The organism is Bradyrhizobium sp. LCT2 (assembly GCF_009931255.1).
Lineage (GTDB): Bacteria > Pseudomonadota > Alphaproteobacteria > Rhizobiales > Xanthobacteraceae > Bradyrhizobium > Bradyrhizobium diazoefficiens.
This window is the reverse complement of sequence record NZ_CP034432.1, coordinates 3,125,885-3,145,620: the sequence shown is the minus strand read 5'-3', so window position 1 is coordinate 3,145,620 and position 19,736 is coordinate 3,125,885. Positions and strand designations below refer to the sequence as shown.

Annotated in this window: 19 protein-coding genes; 2 read left to right on the top strand and 17 right to left on the bottom strand. The window is 64.4% G+C overall.

The genetic code is table 11. The features are described 5' to 3' along the window. Positions 1 to 89: 89 nt before the first annotated feature. Both EI171_RS15315 and EI171_RS15310 read right to left on the bottom strand, forming a co-directional pair. Positions 90 to 1,088 carry a tripartite tricarboxylate transporter substrate-binding protein gene (locus EI171_RS15315; RefSeq protein WP_011089210.1) on the bottom strand — a complete coding sequence of 333 codons (999 nt, stop codon included), beginning with the start codon at positions 1,086 to 1,088 and terminating at the stop codon, positions 90 to 92. 102 nt (positions 1,089 to 1,190) lie between these two features. Next, complete coding sequence (locus tag EI171_RS15310; protein WP_161533762.1) at positions 1,191 to 3,530, bottom strand: mechanosensitive ion channel domain-containing protein; 2,340 nt, start codon at positions 3,528 to 3,530, stop codon at positions 1,191 to 1,193. A gap of 707 nt (positions 3,531 to 4,237) precedes the next feature. On the opposite strand from EI171_RS15310, the gene EI171_RS15305 reads away from it, so the two are divergent. Continuing rightward, entirely contained in the window at positions 4,238 to 5,122 is an 885-nt protein-coding gene (locus EI171_RS15305) for an MBL fold metallo-hydrolase (RefSeq protein ID WP_028176150.1), read from the top strand. 361 nt (positions 5,123 to 5,483) lie between these two features. On the opposite strand, the gene EI171_RS15300 is transcribed toward EI171_RS15305, so the two are convergent. The 9 genes from EI171_RS15300 to EI171_RS15260 form a co-directional block, all read right to left on the bottom strand. Beyond that, a complete protein-coding gene (locus tag EI171_RS15300) occupies positions 5,484 to 6,521 on the bottom strand; it encodes a patatin-like phospholipase family protein (RefSeq protein WP_161533761.1) in 1,038 nt (345 codons plus the stop codon). Continuing rightward, positions 6,518 to 7,447 (bottom strand): polyphosphate kinase 2 family protein, encoded by a 930-nt coding sequence (locus EI171_RS15295; protein ID WP_161533760.1) that lies wholly within the window; start codon positions 7,445 to 7,447, stop codon positions 6,518 to 6,520. The genes EI171_RS15300 and EI171_RS15295 overlap by 4 nt, the downstream gene beginning before the upstream one ends. Then, a complete protein-coding gene (locus EI171_RS15290; RefSeq protein WP_161533759.1) occupies positions 7,407 to 8,426 on the bottom strand; it encodes a branched-chain amino acid ABC transporter permease in 1,020 nt (339 codons plus the stop codon). The genes EI171_RS15295 and EI171_RS15290 overlap by 41 nt, the downstream gene beginning before the upstream one ends. Further along, positions 8,423 to 9,304, bottom strand: a complete 882-nt coding sequence (locus tag EI171_RS15285; RefSeq protein ID WP_028176153.1) for a branched-chain amino acid ABC transporter permease — start codon at positions 9,302 to 9,304, stop codon at positions 8,423 to 8,425. Before EI171_RS15285 ends, EI171_RS15290 begins: the two co-directional genes overlap by 4 nt. Positions 9,305 to 9,319: 15 nt before the next feature. Continuing rightward, entirely contained in the window at positions 9,320 to 10,024 is a 705-nt protein-coding gene (locus EI171_RS15280; RefSeq protein WP_161533758.1) for an ABC transporter ATP-binding protein, read from the bottom strand. Between the two features lie 3 nt (positions 10,025 to 10,027). Then, positions 10,028 to 10,795 carry an ABC transporter ATP-binding protein gene (locus EI171_RS15275; RefSeq protein ID WP_161533757.1) on the bottom strand — a complete coding sequence of 256 codons (768 nt, stop codon included), beginning with the start codon at positions 10,793 to 10,795 and terminating at the stop codon, positions 10,028 to 10,030. 29 nt (positions 10,796 to 10,824) lie between these two features. Then, positions 10,825 to 12,135 (bottom strand): ABC transporter substrate-binding protein, encoded by a 1,311-nt coding sequence (locus EI171_RS15270; RefSeq protein WP_161533756.1) that lies wholly within the window; start codon positions 12,133 to 12,135, stop codon positions 10,825 to 10,827. A 95-nt stretch (positions 12,136 to 12,230) separates the two neighbouring features. Beyond that, positions 12,231 to 12,935: an NUDIX hydrolase gene (locus EI171_RS15265; RefSeq protein WP_161533755.1), complete on the bottom strand. Its 705-nt coding sequence runs from the start codon at positions 12,933 to 12,935 to the stop codon at positions 12,231 to 12,233. A 29-nt stretch (positions 12,936 to 12,964) separates the two neighbouring features. After that, positions 12,965 to 13,990: an ABC transporter substrate-binding protein gene (locus tag EI171_RS15260; protein ID WP_028176158.1), complete on the bottom strand. Its 1,026-nt coding sequence runs from the start codon at positions 13,988 to 13,990 to the stop codon at positions 12,965 to 12,967. Positions 13,991 to 14,129: 139 nt separating this feature from the next. Between EI171_RS15260 and EI171_RS15255 the strand changes: the two genes are divergently transcribed. Continuing rightward, on the top strand, positions 14,130 to 14,579 hold the full coding sequence (locus tag EI171_RS15255; protein ID WP_028176159.1) for a cupin domain-containing protein: 450 nt from the start codon (positions 14,130 to 14,132) through the stop codon (positions 14,577 to 14,579). A 56-nt stretch (positions 14,580 to 14,635) separates the two neighbouring features. Here the strand turns inward: EI171_RS15255 and EI171_RS15250 are convergent, their stop codons facing one another. From EI171_RS15250 to EI171_RS15225, 6 genes are all read right to left on the bottom strand, one after another. Beyond that, complete coding sequence (locus tag EI171_RS15250) at positions 14,636 to 15,409, bottom strand: anti-sigma factor (protein WP_161533754.1); 774 nt, start codon at positions 15,407 to 15,409, stop codon at positions 14,636 to 14,638. Further along, positions 15,406 to 15,924: a sigma-70 family RNA polymerase sigma factor gene (locus EI171_RS15245; RefSeq protein WP_011089224.1), complete on the bottom strand. Its 519-nt coding sequence runs from the start codon at positions 15,922 to 15,924 to the stop codon at positions 15,406 to 15,408. Before EI171_RS15245 ends, EI171_RS15250 begins: the two co-directional genes overlap by 4 nt. Positions 15,925 to 15,964: 40 nt before the next feature. Continuing rightward, the gene (locus EI171_RS15240) at positions 15,965 to 17,434 is read right to left on the bottom strand and encodes a YncE family protein (protein ID WP_161533753.1); all 1,470 of its coding nucleotides are present in this window, start codon (positions 17,432 to 17,434) and stop codon (positions 15,965 to 15,967) included. 9 nt (positions 17,435 to 17,443) lie between these two features. Then, positions 17,444 to 17,905 carry a DUF305 domain-containing protein gene (locus tag EI171_RS15235; RefSeq protein WP_049832629.1) on the bottom strand — a complete coding sequence of 154 codons (462 nt, stop codon included), beginning with the start codon at positions 17,903 to 17,905 and terminating at the stop codon, positions 17,444 to 17,446. 176 nt (positions 17,906 to 18,081) lie between these two features. Beyond that, complete coding sequence (locus EI171_RS15230) at positions 18,082 to 18,870, bottom strand: ABC transporter permease (RefSeq protein WP_011089227.1); 789 nt, start codon at positions 18,868 to 18,870, stop codon at positions 18,082 to 18,084. Next, positions 18,870 to 19,688, bottom strand: coding sequence for an ABC transporter ATP-binding protein (locus EI171_RS15225; protein ID WP_011089228.1), 819 nt, complete (start codon positions 19,686 to 19,688; stop codon positions 18,870 to 18,872). The genes EI171_RS15230 and EI171_RS15225 overlap by 1 nt, the downstream gene beginning before the upstream one ends. Positions 19,689 to 19,736 lie beyond the last annotated feature (48 nt).

Here is a 19,736-nt window from a genome sequence, read left to right as displayed (position 1 = left end):
ATGAAGGCCCCGATCTCGCCTGCGGCCATTCTTCGAGACGCCCGCTTTCGCAGGCTCCTCAGGATGAGGGCGTGTTACGAGGCGACACGCTACTCCGGCTTGATGTCGGCGGCCTTCACAATCGGCCACCATTTCTCGGTCTCGGCCTTCTGGAAGGCGGCGAGTGCCGCAGGCGATTGCTGGTCCCGCGGTGGAATTTCCTGCCCCAATTCGCCAAAGCGCTGCTTGACGGAAGCGTCAGCGAGCACGGCGACGATGGCCGCGTTGAGCTTTGTGATGATGTCCTTCGGCGTGTTCTTTGGTGCCCAGATGCCGTGCCAGTAGGAGATGTAGAGGCCCGGCAGGCCCGCCTCGTCGACCGTCGGAACATCAGGTGCGGATGCTAGCCTTGTCGGCGAGGTCACGGCGAACGCCTTGATCGCACCGTTCTTGTATTGCGGCAGCGAGTTCGAGGCCTGATCGAACATGATGTCGATCTGGCCTGCCACGAGATCGATCATTGCGGGCCCCGCGCCGCGATAGGGCACGAACTGGAAGTCGGTGCCGGTCCTTTCCTTGAAGAAGACGCCGGCCACATGGGCGCCGGTGCCGGCGCCGGCCGTCCCGGCAGTGGCCTTGCCGGGGTTGGCCTTCAGCCACGCGATCATGTCCTTCAGATTGTTGGCCTCGAGCGACTTCCGGCCGACGATGAGCTGCGTCCCCATCGCAATCGCCGCGACCGGCTCGAAATCGGCGATGACGTCGTAGGGCAGCTTGAAGATGGCACCATTGAGCACATGGGTGCCCCAATGGCCGATGGTGATCGTCGTGCCGTCAGGGGTTGCACGCGCGACGCGGGCGCCCGCGATGCTGCCGGAGGCGCCGGCGACGTTCTCGACCACCACCGTCGTGTGCAGCTCGGCAGCGATCCGCTCGGACAGGATGCGCGCCAGCGTGTCGGTCGGCCCGCCCGCTGCAAACGGCACCACGAGCGTAATGGGGCGCGATGGAAAGGGCTGGGCGCCTGCCGGCGCGGCCGCTGCCGCGCATCCGATCAACACGCCAATGACGATCAAGTGACCGCGCAATCCGGCCCACAGCCCCCGCATCGTTCTCTCCCACCCTTTTTGCCGCCCGCATGTTGTCAGCGCGCTGGAGCCGGAGTGAACGCTGCCGGAGGAGTGGAGGCAAGGGGGAAGTTTGTCGAGCCGTTATCCTGCGGCTCGCCGCGGCGTGAGGTTTGCGGCACTGTCAGCCGGCGGCGCGACGTGCATCAGAATGGTCTGGGTCGCCGATGCGACTTCGATGCCGTTCTGCTGGAAGCGCTGCTTCATGCGGCGGTTGAACTCGCGCTGGACCGGCCAGCGCCCGGCCTCGGTGCAGCGGATCTGGCCGACGATCGACACCATCGCGCCATCGACCTTGTCGACGCCCCAGAGCTCGAGGTCGCCGCGGATCAGCGCGCGGAATTCACTCTCGCGGCGCATCTCGTCGACGATGTCCTTGAGGATTTGGCCGGCGCGGTCGGTGTCCTCCTTGTAGGCCACGTTTACGCTGACGGACGCATTGCCCGCGCCGCGGCTGGCATTGGTGATGGTCGTGACCGCGCTGAACGGCACGATGTGCACGGCACCGTCGCCTGCGCGCAGGCGGATGGTGCGGATCGAGACGTTCTCGACGACGCCTGAGAGCCCCGACACGCTGACATTGTCGCCGACCTGCACCGTGTTCTCCAACAGCAGGAACAGGCCGGTGATGAGATCCTGCACCAGTTTTTGCGAACCGAAACCGATGGCGATGCCGACGATGCCGGCGCCTGCGAGCAGCGGGGCGACATTGACGCCGATCTCACTGAGCGCCGTGAGGCCGACGACGGCGGCGATCACGCAGAGCAGCGCGGTGCGCAGCATCGGCTGGAAGGTCCGGAGGCGCGCGGCGCGGGCGTAGTGCCCGTCGCGGGACAGCGCATTGATCTGGCGATCCAGCAGCGCGTTGCTGATCTCCCAGATAGCCGCAGCGACGAATACGGCAACGCCGATCGTCACCACGGCCGAGATCAGCCGTCCGCCGATCTGGCCGCCATAGAACCAGACGATGGCGTCCACGCCCCAGACTTCGAGCACGGCCACGAAGCCGATGAAGGCGATCACGCTGGACACGATCTTGCGCAGCAGCGGCAGATAGCGGTTGGCCCGGATTTCCAGCCCCGGAAAGCGCTGGAGGATCTCCGGCTTGATGCGGAAGCCGCGGTCGATCAGGCCCAGCGTCAGCATGATGGCAACGCGCGTGATCAGCGCCACCGCGATGGTGCCGACGAAATATTGCAGCAGCAGCGCATAGCCGTTGCGGATGTTCAGCGCCCACACCGCCCACAGCGCAAGATCGAGCGCGATCGCAAGATAATGCCAGCCACCGGCGATGCGGTTGCGCAGGCGCGCCGCAATCCCCGGCCGCTCGGCGGGCGCGCGAATGGCTTCGGCGACCTGGCGGCGGCATTGCAGGATGATGACGACGACGAAGAGATGCACGACCAGCATCACCATGCGCAGCAGCGCGGCGTAGCCGGCGCGATGCAGACCGAGCAGCAGCGCCACATTGGCAAAGGCGATGCCGGAGACGCCGACGCCGACGATGCGGCGCGCCCAGATCTCGATATAGGCCGCGGTCTCGGCCCGAACCGGAAACAGGCCGGACGGCCCCGCCAGCGCACGGACCACGCAGATGAGCCCGCGCGAGAACGCATAGGCGTTGACGACCGCGAGGATCACGAGGCGGACGGTCGTGGGCTCGCCGATCTCCGTTCCGAGCAGCGCGGTGGCGATGCCCACGAAGACGAACACGGGAAGCAGTTCGAACACCAGGCGCGCCAGCACAAAGGGCAGCCGCAGCACGACCTGCCAGATCCGCACGAGACTGTGGCGGCGCTTGTGCAGTTCGGGCTCCGGGGTGACATCGGTCACCGATGACGGCGGATCTGCAATGGGCAGCGCCTGCGCCGGCAGATGCGCGGCCTGCGGCACGCGACCTTCCAGGAACACGACCGGACGGCGGATCAGACGAAAGATCACCCACTCGGCGGAGAGGGCGCAGCCGAGCACCAGCGCGAGCTTCCAGGCGATCTCGATCAGGAGGTTGTAGGCCGCGGGATCGTTCGCGGTTCGCATGATCCAGTAATAGAAGGCCGGGAAGTGCGTGAGCGTCCGCGCCACGCCGGCGATCTCGCCCGAGATCTCGCCGATCTGCTCCGATACCGTGAGCAGGAGCTGCGCACCGAGGCCATCGGCCGAAAGCGGGATCGGCGATTTCTGCTCGGGCGCGGACGGCGCAGGCTGCTGCTGACCTGATACATTCGCGATCGCGCGCAGCGTGTCGATCATCTGCGCGCGTTTCTGGTCGTCCTGCAGCGTCTCCAGCGCGCGCCTGGCCTCGTCCGGCGACAGCTTGGCCGCACCCTTGGTCGCCGGCGCACGCGCCTCGGCCTGGGCGCCGGAGAGAGATGAGATGGCGAGGAAGAGCGCTGCGAGGAGCGCCGAGGCAAGCTTATGCGACACGAGGATTCCTTGAAAAAATGAATGCGCAGGCGGCGACGGGGCCGTCACCGCCGAAGCACGTGCGTCATGTCGGATGGTCGTTATTCGCCCCGGCGCTGTGTCGGAAGTTGGCCAAGGAGGCGACATTCTCTTGGCATTTGCCGCGATGCAGGAAGCAGGAACCCCGTTTCCGACACGGCGAAATACCGGCTCGCGGGCGCGCGTCGATACAGCACGATGCTCACGCCAAAACCTCTCCCGTCATTCCGGGATGGCTCCGGAACGACGGTGAGGAGGAGGAGGAGGAGGAGAAATGAAGCGTGATGCCAATCGCTCTGCGAAGCACAGCGCCGGGCAGGTAGGGGCCTTGCCTCACTGATGGAGCCCTCTAAACCTTGACCCGGCGTGCCGTTCGCGGTTTCTGCCGCTATGCGATAGTCCGAACGAGCTCCATCGCACTTAACGCGGCTGGATCTGCGGAGGTGGTGTCATAGACCTCCCCTTGCTCATGAGGTGGACGTTGCGCGTCGCGTATTCGCGACCAACGTCATGCTCCTCCCGTGACATAGAACTGTCAAGCAGGATCAATAGCTTTGAAATCACATTTGAGGGCGTGTTCCAGGCCGTTCCCGCGACAGATTGGTCGCATGAGGCGACGGAATAAATCCCTTCCAGCAGCGTTTGTATCGAAGAGATTGTCCGTCCTCATTATTTCCAGAAAGCCAGAGATGAAAGCATTGACTTGCATGGCCGTTCTCGCTGCCCTCGTGACCGGATCGGCATTCGCGCAAACCCCGCCGCAGACCTCCACCAGAAAGGTCGACGGCACCGACAATGTCTACATCTTCCGCTATGGCGGCCATCAGTCGATGTTCGTGGTGACGCCGAAGGGCGTGATCGCAACCGACCCGATCTCCTACTTGCGACCCGCCAAGCCCTATATCGACGCGATCAAGGCGGTCACCGACCAGCCGATCAAATACGTCGTCTACAGCCATCATCACTACGACCACATCGCCGGCGGCCAGCCATTCAAGGATCTCGGCGCCACCTTCATCGCGCATCGGCGGACCAAGGAGCGCCTGCTCGAGCTGAAGAAGCAGAATGCGCTGCTCGCCGACGTCGTGATGCCGGATCAGGTGGTGGACGACAAGAAGAGCATCACGCTCGGCGGCACCACGCTGGAGCTGAACTATGTCGGCCGCAACCATTCCGACAATTCGCTGGTGATGCGGCTGCCGAAGGAGAAGATCGTCTTCGTCGTCGATTTCGCGCCGATCGAGTCCGTCCAGTTCCGCAACATCCCCGACAATGTCTCGCCGCTGGAATATATCGCTTCGCTGAAGAAGCTGGCGTCGCTCGACTGGGAGCGGATGATCCCCGGCCACCCCAATGCCGGCGGGCGGCTCGGCACCAAGAAGGACGTCGAGGACGACATCGCCTACATGGAGGATCTCTCCGCCGAGGTGAAGAAGGCGGCGGACGCCGGCAAATGCATCGATACCGCGATGAAGGAAGTGAAGCTGCCGAAATACGAGAAGTGGGCGAATTACGAGACCGCGCTGCCCGCCAATGTCGAGCGCTTCTGCTACTGGTGGGGCCGCGGGTACTAGCAAGCCGCTTGCAGAGAAACTCGTAGGGTGGGCAAAGCAACGAGACGCGCAAGGCGCGGCTCGTCGCGTGCCCACCATGCCAGCCGCGATCGTGGAGAGACGGTGGGCACGGCGCAAGGGCGCCTTTGCCCACCCTACGAGATCAGAGATCGCAGCTACGACCTGCGGCAGACAGGTCGCTTTGCCCGCCCGGCCCGGTCTGCGGCGATGATGACATCATGCCCCTGTCTTGCCCGACGGGTCAAACGGACATCTTTAAATCCGAACAACAGCGACCGTTCGCCAAGCCATTGATTCCACTGGCACCGGCTACTGTGCATGGGGTTGTTTTCGTACTTTTTCGATGACCGGCTCGGCTGGCCTAGAGAAACATGTCTGCCAGGTCGACCGTCGAGGACTTTCCGATCTGGTCGAAGTTTCGCGCCAGCCAGCTTCGCGCCGCCTCGCGGCCCTCGTCGCGCAGGCGACACAACAGGCTCCATTCGGGGTGGAACTGCGTGGCCGTGCCGAGCTGCGACATCAACTGGTCGTTGCCAATCCAATGTATGTACATGCGGCTATGCCTGCTGCTGTCGAGCTCGCCGTCGTCGATCAGCCGCGTGGCGAAGGCGATCGCGCGCATCTCGCGCATCAAGGACGAATTGAAGCTGATCTCGTTGATGCGGTGGAGGACATCGGCTGCACTGGTCGGCAGCTCGTTGCGCCGGATCGCCGTGACTTGCACGATGATGACGTCGTGACTGCCCTTGCGGTAGATCAACGGATAGATCGCGGGATTGCCGAGATAGCCGCCATCCCAATAATGCTCGCCGTCGATCTCGACGGCCTGGAAATACGGCGGCAGGCAGGCCGAGGCGAGCACGGTTTCCGCCGTGAGCAGCGGGCTCTGGAATACCTTGATCTTGCCGGTGCGAACGTTGGTGGCGTTGAGAAACAGCTGCGGCGCCTCGGGCGAGGAATTCAGCCGGTCGAAATCGACCACGCGCTGCAGCAGCGAGCGGAGCGGATTGAAATGAAAGGGATTGAGCAGGCCCGGCGGCAGCGTGTGCGTCAGCGTGTGGATGATTGCGTGGACCGGATGATATTCCGGCGGCAGCCTCAGGGCCTGTATCCACTGGTTCAGCGGCGACATCAAATCGTACGCCATGTCCATACGCGACACTTCGTACCAGAATGCGTGCAGGCTCTCCCGCGCGGCCTCCGCGCCGCCGTGCGCCATGCCGGAGGCCATCGCCACCGCATTCATGGCGCCGGCACTGGTCGCGCTGACGGCCTCGATCGCCAACCTGCCGTCTTCGAGCACCTGATCGAGCACGCCCCAGACGAAGGCGCCGTGCGCGCCGCCGCCCTGGAGCGCGAAGTTGACGGTCTTGCGGTCCGCGGTCCTGTTGGCTGTCACTTTGCTTGCTTCTTGCTTCCCGTCGCTTCTTTCTCCAGCGCCTTGCGCACCTCCTCGAACTCCTCCAGCGAGGCCTTGTCGGCGCGGGGAAAGCGCAGGTCCAGCTTTTCGAGCGCAGCGTTGATCACCGAGCCAATCACGACGCGCGCGAACCATTTGTGATCGGCGGGCACGACATACCACGGCGCATGCGGCGTTGCCGTGTGGCGAACGATGTCTTGATAGACCGCCTGATAGCGCGGCCACAGCGCGCGCTCCTTGATGTCGTCCATGGAGAATTTCCACTGCTTGGCGGGCTCCTCCAGCCGGTCGAGGAAGCGCTGACGCTGCTCGTCCTTGGACAGGTTGAGAAAAAACTTCAACACCACGGTGCCGTTGCGCGTGAGGTAACGCTCGAAGGCGGAGATGTCCTCGAACCGCTCCTTCCAGATGTTCTTGGTCACGAGCTTCTGCGGCAGCTTCTCCTTGGCGAGGATATCCGGATGCACGCGCGTCACCAGGCACTCCTCGTAATGCGAGCGGTTGAAGATGCCGATATGGCCGCGCTCCGGCAGCGCGGTGACGTGGCGCCAGAGGAAGTCGTGGTCGAGCTCCTTGCTGCTTGGCGCCTTGAAGGCGTGGACATCGCAGCCCTGCGGGTTGATGCCCTCGAAAATCGCCTTGATCGCGGAATCCTTGCCGGCCGCGTCCATGGCCTGGAACACGATCAGCACCGACCAGCGGTCCTGGGCGTAGAGTTTCTCCTGGAACTCGATCAGCCGCTTCTTGTTGGCGTCGAGAATCTCCTGCGCCCTCTCCTTGTCGAGATCGCCCTTCTCGTTGGTCTTGTGCGCCTTGAGGTGAAACTTGCCCGAGCCGTCGTAGCGGAACGGCGTGATGTAACGGTCAAGTTCCTGGGCGAGCGATCTGGACGGCTTCTTGTTCATGGGCGCGGGGCACCTTGCGTTGCGGCTTCAGTCGGTCGAGCACGCTACCAAGGATACCCTTGGGAAGGAATATGATGAAAAGCACCAGCAGCACGCCGTAGACGAGATTGTCCCAGCCGACCGCCTTGGTGCCGAAGCCGATGCGCAGGCTCTCCGCCAGCAGGATCGTGATGATGGCACCGAAGGTCGGACCGAGCGAGACGAACAGGCCGCCGACGATGACGGCAAACACCATCTGGAGCGATACCGCGATGCCGCTGACCGTGTCGGGCGTAATGAACATCTGGTACTGGCAGTAGATGGCGCCGGCGAGCGCCGTCATCAGCGCGCTGAGCAGCGTGATCTTCAGCTTCTCCGCGGTGACGTCGACGCCGGCGGCGGCCGCGGCGTCCTCGTCCTCCGAGATCGCCTCCAGCGCGTAGCGGCTCATGCTGCGGTCGACCCAGTGCCAGACCACGATGCCGAACAGCCAGACCCCGAGCGCGATCAGGTACCAGGTCGTCTTGTCGTCGAATTGCAGCGCCAGCAGCTTGTTGCCCGAGGCGCGGTTCGGCGTGTAGCCGAGCGAGCCGCCGGTATAGTCACGGGTGGCGGTGATGACCTGGAGCACGATGCCCGACAGCGCCAGCGTCACCAGCACGAAATAGTGACCGGTGATGCGGAAGCGGAAGCAGGGATAGCCGACGATCAGCGCCAGCGTACCCGCCGCAACCATGCTGATGGGAATGCCGATCCAGGGCGACCAGCCCAGATGATTCCACAGCAGCGCGGTGACATAGGCGCCGATGCCCATGAAGCCGCCATGGCCGAGCGAGACCAGGCCGAACCGGCCCATCATCGACCAGGACGTGTAGGCGAACGACCAGATCAGGATCAGCACCAGGATGTGCAGATGATAGGGATCGCGATAGACGAAGGGCAGCGCGACCAGCGCCGCCAGTCCCACCGCCCATGCCGCAAGCCGCCCCTGCCCCGTCATCGGCGCCTCGCAAGCAGGCCCGCGGGCCGGATGAACATCATGACGATGAAGAAGGCGAAGGCGAGCACATAGCCCCATTCGAGGTCGGAGAACAGCCCGCCGAGCGAGATGATCTCGGCGAACACGAAGGCGGCGATGAAGCCGCCGATGAAATTGCCGAGGCCCCCAAGCACGCAGATCAGGAAGGTGATCGGCCCGAAGGACAGGCCGACGAAGGGGTGCACGTCGTATTGCAGCACCAGCAGGCAGGCGGCGAGGCCTGCGAGCGCGCCGCCGAGCGCCGAGGTGATGAGGTAGAGCTTCTTCGTATCGACGCCCATCAGCGCCATGATCTGCCGGTCCTGCGAGATCGCGCGGATCGCGGTTCCCGTGAAGGTGCGCGTCATGAATAAGTAGACGGCGACCATGCCGACCAGCGCAGCCAGAAACGACAGGAGTCGTGCGTAGCTGAAATTCATGTCGCCGAAGGCGAGCACCGGCAGGCGGATGCCGAGATTGCGGAAGTCGATGCCGAAGGCGACGGTCGCAAAACTCTGGAGTACGAACAGCACGCCACCGGTTGCGAGCAACTGGTTGATCGGCGGCGCGGTGAGCAGCGGCGCGATCACGAGGTAATGCAGCGCGGCGCCGAGCAGCGCGACCAGCAGAATGGTGAACGGCGCCGCGATGAAATAGCTGACGCCGTAGTACTGCACCATGAAATACATGGCGTACATGCCGATCATCACGAGCTCGGCATAGCAGATCCAGGTCACGTCGATGACGCCGAAGATCAGATTGAGCCCAAGCGCAAGCAGCGCCAGCACGCCGCCGAGCAGGATACCGTTGATCACGGCCTCCAGCAGGTAGATGTCGAAAATGTCCAGGAATGCCTGCATGCCCCTGCCCGCCCCTCACACCCCGAGATACGCTTCCTTGACCGTGTCGCTCGCGAGCATCTCGGCCGAGGTGCCTGAGCTGCGGATCGTGCCGGCCTCGATCAGATAGGCGCGGTCGACCACACGCAGCACCTGCTGCACGTTCTGCTCGACGATCAGCACCGTCAGCCCGCGGGCGCGGATCCGCTTCACCAGCTCGAACACCTGCTGCACCACGACCGGCGCAAGTCCCGCGGAGGGCTCGTCGAGCAGCAGCAGTTTTGGATTGGACATCAGCGCGCGCCCGATCGCGCACATCTGCTGCTCGCCGCCGGACATCGTGCCGGCCATCTGGTGGCGGCGCTCCTTCAGGCGCGGAAACAGGTCGAACACCACCTCCAGCCGCTCGGCATAGTGGCCGCGCGCCTCCTTCATGAAGGCGCCCATCTTCAGATTGTCGTCGACCGTGAGCTGCGGAAACAGCCGCCGGTTCTCCGGCACATGTGCAATGCCGAGGCTGACGATCTTGTGCGCCGGCGTCGCCACGACATCGACGCCTTCCATCCTAATCGAACCGCGCGAGGGACGGATCAGGCCGGAGATGACGCGCATCAGGGTGGTCTTGCCGGCGCCGTTCGGGCCGATGACGCCGACCGCCTCGCCGGCCTTCACGTCGAGATCGACGTCGAACAGCGCCTGGAACGTACCGTAGCCGGCGTTGACGGACCGCAGCTCCAGCATCGGCTAGCCTCCCGCGCGGCGGCGCGCTTCGGCGGCCGCGGCCTGCGTGGTCTCGGCATCGGTGCCGAGATAGACCTCGATGACGCGCGGATCGCCTGCGACCGCGCTCGGCAACCCTTCCGAGATCTTCTCGCCGTGATCGAGCACCATGACGCGATCGACCACCCGCATCAACACGCCCATGATGTGCTCGACCCAGATGATGGTAATGCCGAGCTCGTCGCGGATGTTGCGCAGCATGTCGGCGGCCTGGTCCATCTCGGTCTCGTCAAGGCCGCCGAGGCTTTCGTCGGCGAGCAGCAGTTTTGGCGCGGTAGCGAGCGCTTTTGCCAGCTCGAGCTTCTTCAACCCGGCAGCGCCGAGGCCGTCGACGCTGGCATGGCGGTCGGTCGGCAGGCCGACCATGGCCAGCGACCGCTCGGCCGCTTCCTCGGCCATGATGCGGCTGTGGCGGCCCTGGCCGTAGAAGCCGGCGAGCGCGACGTTCTCGAAGATGGTCAGGCGGCGGAAGGGGCGCGGAATCTGGAAGGTACGGCCGATGCCGCGGTTGATGATCCGGTGCGGCGCGAGGCCCGCGATCTCGTGCCCGGCGAACAGGATCGACCCGGAGGTCGGCGCCAGCGTGCCGGAGAGCATGTTGAAGATCGTGCTCTTGCCCGAACCGTTGGGACCGATCAGGCCGAGGATCTCGCCCTGGTCGACCCGAAACGATACGTTGTTCACGGCGGTGAAGCCGCCAAACCGCTTCACCAGCCCGCTGACTTCCAACACCAAAGCTCTCCGTTTCTTCGCGTGTTGCGCTACTGGTTGCTGTAGGTGGTGCCCTTCGGCAGTGGCAGCACGGCCTCGCGCTGCGCCTGGCTCTTGGGCCACACCACATGGGACTTGTCCTCGAGATACTGGATCACGACGGGGAACGAGCGCTCGTTCTGCCCTGCCATCGGCGTGCCTTCGCCGTAGAACTTGACGCCGAAGCCGAGCATGGTGCCGCCCTCGGGAATGTCGGTGTCGAGCGCCGCCTTGCGCAGCGCGTCGGGATCGACCCCGCCGTATTTTTTGATCGCGCGCGGCAGCACATCGCTCATGAACACATAGGTATTGGACGCACCGATGCCGACATGGGCGGAGCGGATGGCGACGCCGGGCCTGATCTTGTCGAACTCCTCGCCGACCATCTTGATCACGGGGGGAAGCTTCGGATCCATGGTCTTCTGGTTGGCGAGCCAGATCGAGATCGGGTCGGTGTTGAAGATGTAGGTGGCATCCGCGCCCATGCCCTCCTTCAGCTTCTCATAGACGCCGTAGCCGGCGCCATGCCCCATCAGCGCGCCGAACTTCAGCCCCTGCTCGCGGGCCTGCCGCAGCAGCAGCGTGATGTCGGGGTTGTAGCCGGTGTGGAAGATTACGTCGGGCTTGGCGCGCTTCAGCTTGGTCACCAGCGACGAGAGATCCGGCGCGGTCGCCGAATAACCTTCCTTGATCACGACGTTGAAGCCGGCCTTCTTGGCGCCCGCCTCGTTACCCCTGGAGACGTCGACGCCATAGGCGCCGTCCTCATGGATGATGGCGACGCGCAGATCCTTCGGCTCCTTGTCGAACTTCGCCTTGGCGTTCTGGGCGATGAAATCCATCGTCATCATGCCGAACTGATCGCCGCTCGCCTGCGGACGGAAGACGTATTTGTAGCCCTTCTCGTTGAACACGGCGGACGAGATGCAGGTCGTCATCCACATGAACTTCTTGAGCTGCTCGACACGGGCCGCGACCGGCACGCATTGTGCCGAGGAGAAGAAGCCGAGCACCATGTCCACCTTCTCCTGCTCGAGCAGGCGGACGGATTCGTTGATGGCGACGTCGGGCTTGCTCTGCGCATCGGCATAGACCGCCTCGATCTTGTAGCCCTCGACGCCGGTCCTGGCGAAATGGTCGAGGATGATCTTTGCACCGATATAGCCGAGCTCAGAGCCGCCGCCCGCGAGGGGGCCGGTCAGGTCGAACACCACGCCGATCTTGATCTTCTTCTCCTGGGCCTGGGCGGAGACCGCCCAGCCCGTCGCTGATATCGCGACCATCAGCCCCCGTACCAAGCGGGCAGCCATGCGCAGGCGCATCTAAACCTCCCTGGACGATTGTGCATTGCATTCTTCTTGCTTTTGCTTTTTCGCCCATCACATGGGCTGCGCGCAGCGATGTCAAGCCTCGCGCGTCAGCGCGAGGCGAACTGCTGCGCGACGAAGGCCGTGACAAATCGCGGCATGGTAGGTGTGAGATCATCCATCCCGCGCACGAGATGAATGGCCGACAACTCAGGTTCGGTCTCGCGCGCGAGATTGGCTTCGATCCGGGCACGGATCGCCTCGCCCGGCATGTCCAGGTTGATTATCTGAATCATTGCAATCGCATGGCCACTGACGACGCAGTGCCAGTCGGTTTCCGCCGCGTAGTCGGCCGCGGTCAGGCCGGTCTCCTCGGCGAGCTCGCGGACGACGCTGCCGGGAATGTCGAGCACACCGTCCCTGACGTCGTCGAGATCGGGCGTGCCGGAGGGGAAATAGATGCGGCCGGCATTGGCGGTGTGCTGCGCCATTTCGCCCATCACGAAGGCGCCGTCGGAGGCGCGCAGCGCGCCCATGCCGAAACCGTTGAACACGGCGGTGTCAGGGAAGCCCCAGTCGCGCCAGGCGAGGAAGCTCGCGAAATCGGTCTCGAAATAGGTCGCGGCGAGATGGCCGTCCGTGAACACGGCATCGCGCCCGAGCAGGACGCGGCCGTTCCAGATTTTCGGCCGCTCGCGCTGCTTCTCGGCAAAGTGCGCCGCGATCTCGGCGCGCCGTTCCTCGGCGAACGGCCAGATGATTGGCCGCACGGCGAGATCAAGCGTCGCGACGCGATGAATGACCGGGGACGTCATGAAGCCTGGTTACCACGCCTTCGCGTCAGTTATTTGGCGCTCCCCGTGGTCTTCTTGGCCTGCTCGACATACCTGTTGGTAAAGGTCTTGCTGACGTCGATCTTGGCGTTGGCGACCTCGGGCGAGCCGACGCTGAACACGGCGAGCACGGCGTCCGCGCCCTTCGGGTCCATCTTGCCGGTCTCGGAGAACATCGGGATCGTGTTCTTCAGCGCGGCGAGATAGAGGTCCTTGTTCTTGCCGACGGTCTCTTCCGGCATCTTCGCCATGATCTCCTCAGGCGAGTGCGAGTGAATCCAGGCCAGCGTGGCGAGGATCGCATTGGTGAGCGCCTGCGTCTCCTTCTCGTGGCCGTTGACCCAGGCCGCGGTCGAATACAGCGCGCCGCCCGGATATTCGCCGCCGAACGTCTCAAGCGTGTCCTTCTGGGTGCGGGTGTCGCTGAGAATGCGCAGATCCTTGTGGCTGCCCTGGAGCACCGTGACGGAGGGATCCAGCATCACGGCTGCGTCGATCTGCCCCTGCTCCATCGCGGCCACCGCGGTGGCACCGAGGCCGACGCCGATCACGGCGGTGCCGGCGGGATCGAGGCCATTCCTCTTGAGCATGTATTTGAGGAAGAAGTCGGTGGAGGATCCGGGGGCGCTGACGCCGACCTTCTTGCCGGCGAGATCCTTGATCGACTTGATTTCGTTCGTGTGCGCGGGCGAAACCACCAGCACGAGGCCGGGATAGCGGTCATAGACGACGAAGGCCTGGAGCTCCTGCTTCTTGGCCGCCAGGTTGACGCAATGGTCGAAATAGCCGGAGACCACGTCGGCGCTGCCGCCGAGCACGGCCTTGAGCGCATCCGAACCGCCCTTGAGGTCCACGAGTTCGACATTGAGGCCGGCCTTGTCGTATTCGCCGAGCTGCTTGGCCAGCACCGTGGGCAGATAGCACAGGCAGGAACCGCCGCCGACCGCGATGGTCACCTTGCTTTGCGCCGCGGCAAGACCGGTGGTGAGCGTCAGCGCAAGCAGCGCGCCGGCGAGCCTGGCAATCGTGTTCTTCATTGGTTTCCTCCGTTCGGCCGGCGGCACCATAGAGCAGCGGGACCGGCTTGAGAAGCACTGCCTAAGTGCGACTCGCCATCAGCCTTTGGGCGCAATAGCATGGCCAAACAAGAACAATTCCTGATGGGGAGAATCATCCATGAATCGCCTTGCCGCCGGACTGTCGATCGCCGCCGCCTTTGCCGCCGGATGCGGCGCAAACCAGTTGCTCCGGCCGGCGCTGGCCGCCGAGAACGTCACCGCACAGATCATCCACACCGGCGAGATGGAAGGCGACGCGCTCGGGCCCGCCAACAATGTCGGCTATCGCTCCAAGATGTTCGCAAGCGCCGACGGCGCCACCATCTCGATCCAGGTCGGCAATGTGCCCAAGCACCTGCATCCCAACACCAACGAAATCCAGTACATCCTGGACGGGACCGGGACGATCTGGCTCGGCGACAAGGAGGTCACGGTGAAGCCGGGCGACCTCGTCATCATCCCCAAGGGCACGCCGCATGGCGGCACTAAGCCGATCAGCGGCCAGGTTAAGGCAATCGCGATCAAGACGCCGCCGCAGGCGCCCGACGATACCAAGCTGCTGGATTGAGCATTCGCGCTGCCGGGGCTCGCGCGACGCGCGGGCCCGTCCACTGAATGTCCCGGCTAGATCGGGCGCGCCTGCTTCCTGATCTCGTTCGCGATCGGCTTGAGCGTGTCCGTCGGAAGCTCGCCGACGAGCGTATAGCCCATGCCGCCGTCCGCCCATGCGAAACCCGCGACATCACCGGTCGATTGCGGCAGCATCGGCGTATCCTGTCCACCGCGGCTCATCGGGCGCGTCAGCACGACAAGGCGATCGCCGCGATCGTCGTCGTACATGAACATCGCGGCCGGACCGTGCGAGGTCGCAACGAGACGACCTCCCATCAGCCGATAGCCGGACACGGAAAGATCCGGCACCTTGACCGGCTGCTTCAGCCGGTTGGAGACCCATTGCGTGAGCTCGGCACTGTCGGACGCACGTATCTCGACCGGCCGCACGCGGTCCGGTGCATAGACGCCGTAAGAGTAGGCCGCCTCCTGCGCCAATGCGGACAGTCCGTTCGAGCCATCCTGCAACAGGCTGCGCATGGTCCAGCCGCCGAGACCGCCGATGCTCAGGAGCAACAGCGCCGCGATTGCCCACCATGCGTGCAGAGGGCGCCGCTTCCGGCTCTCGATCATGTGCGACAGGTTCAACTCGGCCGGCAATGGTTCATCGGCGATTGACGCCAGCGCGCTGCGCAACTGCTCGCGCTGGGCGGCAAAGGCCGCGACGCGCCCGGCGACATCCGGGTGATCGTCCAGATAGGATGCGACCTCCGCACGACGCTCAGGCTCGAGCGCGTGGTCCACAAAGGCGTGGAGATCGTTTTCCGTGATCGGCCGTTGGCTCATTTCATGCTCCGCAATGCCACGACGTTCCCCGGTGCAACGCCGTCCATCTCCTGCAGCAGCCGCTCCCGCGCACGCGACAGGCGCGACATCACTGTCCCGACCGGGACGTTCAACACGTCCGCGGCGGCGGCGTAGGAAAGATCCTCGACTGCAACAAGCAACAACACAGCCCGCTGCTCCTGCGGCAGTCTCGCAAGCTTGTTCAGGACATCCTGATAGATCAGCCTGTGCTCCTGCGCTGCCGCACTGACAAGCTCGCGCTCGCCGGCATCGTCGATCGGCATATGCCTGCCCCGCGCTGTTGTCTGGCGAAATTGAGTGACCGCCAGATTGTGGAGGATCGTGAACAGCCAGGCGCGCACGCTGCCGTCGCGCCGCTGGTGCCAGCGGCCGACGGCCCGCTCCAGGCAATCCTGAACCAGATCGTCGGCGGCCGCGCGATCGCGTACGAGGGCGCGCGCATAGCGGCGGAGCGCGGGGATCAGTGGCTCGACCTGAACCAGCATGTCCTTCATGAGGCGCTCCGCCTGCTCTTCGTTGCCGCCCGACGGTGCGTCATTGCGTCTCGATCTGGACCGCCTCGCCGGGCCCGGCCGCGTCTCCGGAGGCGATCACCAGATATCGCTTTCCAGCCACGGCGGACTGATCGACGATCTGCCGGATCGGGCCGGCCGCGTTGACGATGGCCGATCCGGCCGGATTGGTCATGAACGCCGCCAATGGCTGTAGCGGGCCGCTTCCGTCACTGCGTTCCGCCAGCGCCAGCACATATTTCTGCCTGGGCTCAAGTCCCGTCACCGAAGCCTGCAAGATCTGGATCAGGCCCTGATCGAACAGCGAGACGCTGGTCGGCGCCTTTCCGTCCTTCGAACCGTCCCTGGATGCAAGCGCGAGATGAGCGACCTTGCCGGCAACGCCGAGGAGCTGCAGGTTCTGGTGGTCATCCGGATTGGGAGCCGCGCCCGGAACGTAGGCAATGGCCTGCGGCGCCTGGCCGATCGGGACATTCGCCACCACGCTGTTGGTTGCGGTGTCGATCGCCGCGAGCGCGTCGGCGTTCTCAAGCCCGACATAGATGCGCGTGCCGTCACCGGACGGCCAGACGCCGTGCGGCAGATTGCCGACCGGGATCGTCGCGACTTGCGAGAAGTCGTCGGTGCGGAACACCTTCACCTGGTTCAGGCCACCAATAGTGACGTAGGCAAATGTCCCCCTGGCAGTGTGCGCGAAATTGACGTGGTTGGTGATCGGACCGGTATCGATCGTCCTGATCGGGTTGAACGGCGGCCTGGCGTTGAACACCTGCGTCCTGCCCGTATCCTTCAGCGTGAACCACACCTGGTTTCCATCCGGCGTCACCGCGATGTTCGGGCAGAACGGGCTCTCCTGCTTCACCCTGGCGATGATCTTGTGCTCGGCGACCGCGACGACGTCGGTCTCGGGATTGAAGGACGAGCAGATGTAGGCGTATTTGCCGTCCGGTGAAAACATCTGCATGCCCGGCCCGCTGGGGGTGGTGATGCGGCGTTTTTCCTCAAAGCTCTGCGGGTCGATCACGGAGATGTAGTTTTCGCCGCGAACGGTGACCCACACCTCCTTGCCGTCCGGCGTGAAGAACGCCTCGTGCGGCGACCGCCCGATATAGGTCGTGTGCTTGACCGCATTGGTCGCGGTGTCGATGAAGGTGACCGAGTTTGAGCCGATCGACACCACGGCAAGCGTCTTGTGATCGGGCGAAAAGCCCATGCCATGCACGAGAACCTGGCCCTTGTAGAGCGGGCTGAAATTGCCGGGCTGCGGGTCGCCGAGCCGGATCACCCCAAGCAGCTTGTTGTCGACCGGGTCGGTCACCGAGACCGTGTTCGAGAACTGCTCCGCGGCATAGACGCGGTCGTGATGGCTGATCGGAATATCGGGTGAGGACAGCGCACCCGGCGCCTGCCCTGCCCATGCGGCTGATCCGGTTGCAAGCATGGTGGCCGCCAGGAAGATGCTCTTCCCGATGCTGCTTCTCGACGTCTTCATGTGGCGCTCCTACTTCTTCATTCCGGCGGACATGTCCATCTGCATGCCCGGGTGATGATGGACGCTTGCAACGGGGCCAGACGGCGGCTGGGTCGGGGCGGGCGTCGTATCGGTTGCCGGTTCGCCGATCGCGAGCTTCATGGCCGCGATCTCCTGCATCTGGTCGACGATGATTTCCTGGGCAATGCGCCGCAACTGCTCGTTCTTGCCGTAGCGCAATTCGATGACCGCCATGTCGATCGCACCCTGATGATGCGGATTCATCATCGCGACGAAGTCGCGATCGACGTCGCCCGTCGGCTTGGCAGCCATGTCGTTCATCATCTTGGCCATGGCGGATTCGTTTTCTTCCAGGAACGCACGCTCCTCCGCGCTCAGCGCAGCCGGCGGGTTGGCCGGATGGGCTTCATGCGCGAATACGAGCGGAGGAATTGCGAAGGCGACGAGAATGCGTGCGCCGATGAGTGCCATGCCAAGGCCGGGCCTTGGCCATCGGCATCTGCCTGCGAGCGCCGCAACGAGGCGATGAAACTGTGACCGGTGCATCCTGAACTCCCATGCAGGTGGTTGCATGGGGGTATGACGCGTGGGCGCGCGTTCTATTCCGGCCGGTCAATCACATAAATGTCAGCAGGACAACGCGGCGGCTAGCCACGTCCATCCAACGCTGTTGGCCGCCACACCAGCAAGCGCCGCTCCACCAGCGTGACCCCGAAGTCGATCAGGATGACGAAGGCCGACAGCACGAACATGCCGGCGAACACGCCGGCGACGTCGAACACGCCTTCGGCCTGCTGGATTAGATAGCCGAGGCCGGCCGCCGATCCCAAATACTCGCCGACGACGGCGCCGACCACGGCGAAGCCGACCGAGGTGTGCAGCGAGGAGAACATCCAGGACAGCGCCGACGGCCAATAGACGTGCTGCATCAGCTGCCGCTCGCTCATGCCGAGCATGCGGCCATTGTCGAGCACGGTGCGACTGACCTCCTTGACGCCCTGATAGACGTTGAAGAACACGATGAAGAACACCAGCGTCACGCCGAGCGCGACCTTGGACCAGATGCCGAGGCCGAGCCACAGCGCGAAGATCGGCGCCAGCACCACGCGCGGCAGGGCGTTGACCATTTTCACGTAAGGGTCGAACACCGCGGCGACCAGCGGCTGGCGCGCGAACCAGAAGCCGATCAGCACACCGCCGAGCGATCCGATCACGAAGGCAAGGATCGATTCCGCGAGCGTGATGCCGAGGTGCTTCCAGATCACGCCGGAGGCAAACCACTTCACGATCTGGCTGAACACGTCGAACGGGTTGGAGAAGAAGAACGGCGGCAGCACGATCTTGCCGAACACGGGGACGGTCGACAGCACCTGCCACAGCACAATGCAGACGACTGCGACCAGGACTTGCAGCGCAAGCAGCGTCGGGCGCGACATCAGACCGCCTCCGCCGCTTGGGTGGATTGCGCGTAGCCCTTCATCACCTCGTCCTTGAGCACGCTCCAGATCTCGCGGTGGAGCGCATGGAATTCCTTGTCCAGGCGCACCTCGAAGATGTCGCGCGGGCGCGGCAAGCCGACGCGCCAGTCGCCGATGATGCGCGAGGACGGCCCCGCCGACATGATCACGACGCGGTCGGCGAGCGCGATCGCCTCTTCGAGATCATGGGTCACGAACAGCACCGCCTTGCGGTCGGCGTTCCAGAGATCGAGCAGCAGATTGCCCATCACCTGGCGGGTCTGTGCATCGAGCGGCCCGAACGGCTCGTCCATCAGCAGGATCTTGGGATCGCGGATCAGAACCTGCGCCAGCGCCACGCGCTTGCGCTGGCCGCCCGAGAGCATGTGGGGATAGCGGCCCGCGAAGGCGCCGAGGCCTACGGACGTCAGCCATTTCTGCGCCCGCGGCAGCGCCTCGGCGCGCGGCGTGCCCTTGATCTCGAGCCCGATCGCGACGTTGTCGAGCGCGGTCTTCCAGGGGAACAGCGCATCGGCCTGGAACAGATAGCCGGCATCCCGGTTCAGCCCCGCGAGCGGCCGGTCGAAGATCTTGACGCTTCCGGCCGCCGGCTTCAGCAGCCCGGCCGCGACGTTGAGCAGCGTCGATTTCCCGCAGCCGGTCGGGCCGACGATGGCGACGAACTCGCCCTGCGCGACCGAAAGATGCGCCTTCTCCACCGCCGTATAGACCCGTCCGTCCCCCAGCCGGAACGCAACCTTGGCATCTTCCAGCGCCACCGCCGTAGGCGTTGTCATGTGTTCCCTCCGAATTTGGTCCGATGCCTTAACCGCTCGCGCGGCCAA

What these genes read in the sequence shown, in the direction of transcription:
- EI171_RS15255 (WP_028176159.1), top strand. Translation starts at nt 14,130, where the DNA reads ATGAATCGCCTTGCCGCCGGACTGTCGATCGCCGCCGCCTTTGCCGCC.
- EI171_RS15265 (WP_161533755.1), bottom strand. Translation starts at nt 12,935, where the DNA reads ATGACGTCCCCGGTCATTCATCGCGTCGCGACGCTTGATCTCGCCGTG.
- EI171_RS15250 (WP_161533754.1), bottom strand. Translation starts at nt 15,409, where the DNA reads ATGAGCCAACGGCCGATCACGGAAAACGATCTCCACGCCTTTGTGGAC.
- EI171_RS15240 (WP_161533753.1), bottom strand. Translation starts at nt 17,434, where the DNA reads ATGAAGACGTCGAGAAGCAGCATCGGGAAGAGCATCTTCCTGGCGGCC.
- EI171_RS15260 (WP_028176158.1), bottom strand. Translation starts at nt 13,990, where the DNA reads ATGAAGAACACGATTGCCAGGCTCGCCGGCGCGCTGCTTGCGCTGACG.
- EI171_RS15315 (WP_011089210.1), bottom strand. Translation starts at nt 1,088, where the DNA reads ATGCGGGGGCTGTGGGCCGGATTGCGCGGTCACTTGATCGTCATTGGC.
- EI171_RS15280 (WP_161533758.1), bottom strand. Translation starts at nt 10,024, where the DNA reads ATGCTGGAGCTGCGGTCCGTCAACGCCGGCTACGGTACGTTCCAGGCG.
- EI171_RS15225 (WP_011089228.1), bottom strand. Translation starts at nt 19,688, where the DNA reads ATGACAACGCCTACGGCGGTGGCGCTGGAAGATGCCAAGGTTGCGTTC.
- EI171_RS15285 (WP_028176153.1), bottom strand. Translation starts at nt 9,304, where the DNA reads ATGCAGGCATTCCTGGACATTTTCGACATCTACCTGCTGGAGGCCGTG.
- EI171_RS15270 (WP_161533756.1), bottom strand. Translation starts at nt 12,135, where the DNA reads ATGCGCCTGCGCATGGCTGCCCGCTTGGTACGGGGGCTGATGGTCGCG.
- EI171_RS15290 (WP_161533759.1), bottom strand. Translation starts at nt 8,426, where the DNA reads ATGACGGGGCAGGGGCGGCTTGCGGCATGGGCGGTGGGACTGGCGGCG.
- EI171_RS15230 (WP_011089227.1), bottom strand. Translation starts at nt 18,870, where the DNA reads ATGTCGCGCCCGACGCTGCTTGCGCTGCAAGTCCTGGTCGCAGTCGTC.
- EI171_RS15295 (WP_161533760.1), bottom strand. Translation starts at nt 7,447, where the DNA reads ATGAACAAGAAGCCGTCCAGATCGCTCGCCCAGGAACTTGACCGTTAC.
- EI171_RS15235 (WP_049832629.1), bottom strand. Translation starts at nt 17,905, where the DNA reads ATGGCACTCATCGGCGCACGCATTCTCGTCGCCTTCGCAATTCCTCCG.
- EI171_RS15305 (WP_028176150.1), top strand. Translation starts at nt 4,238, where the DNA reads ATGAAAGCATTGACTTGCATGGCCGTTCTCGCTGCCCTCGTGACCGGA.
- EI171_RS15245 (WP_011089224.1), bottom strand. Translation starts at nt 15,924, where the DNA reads ATGAAGGACATGCTGGTTCAGGTCGAGCCACTGATCCCCGCGCTCCGC.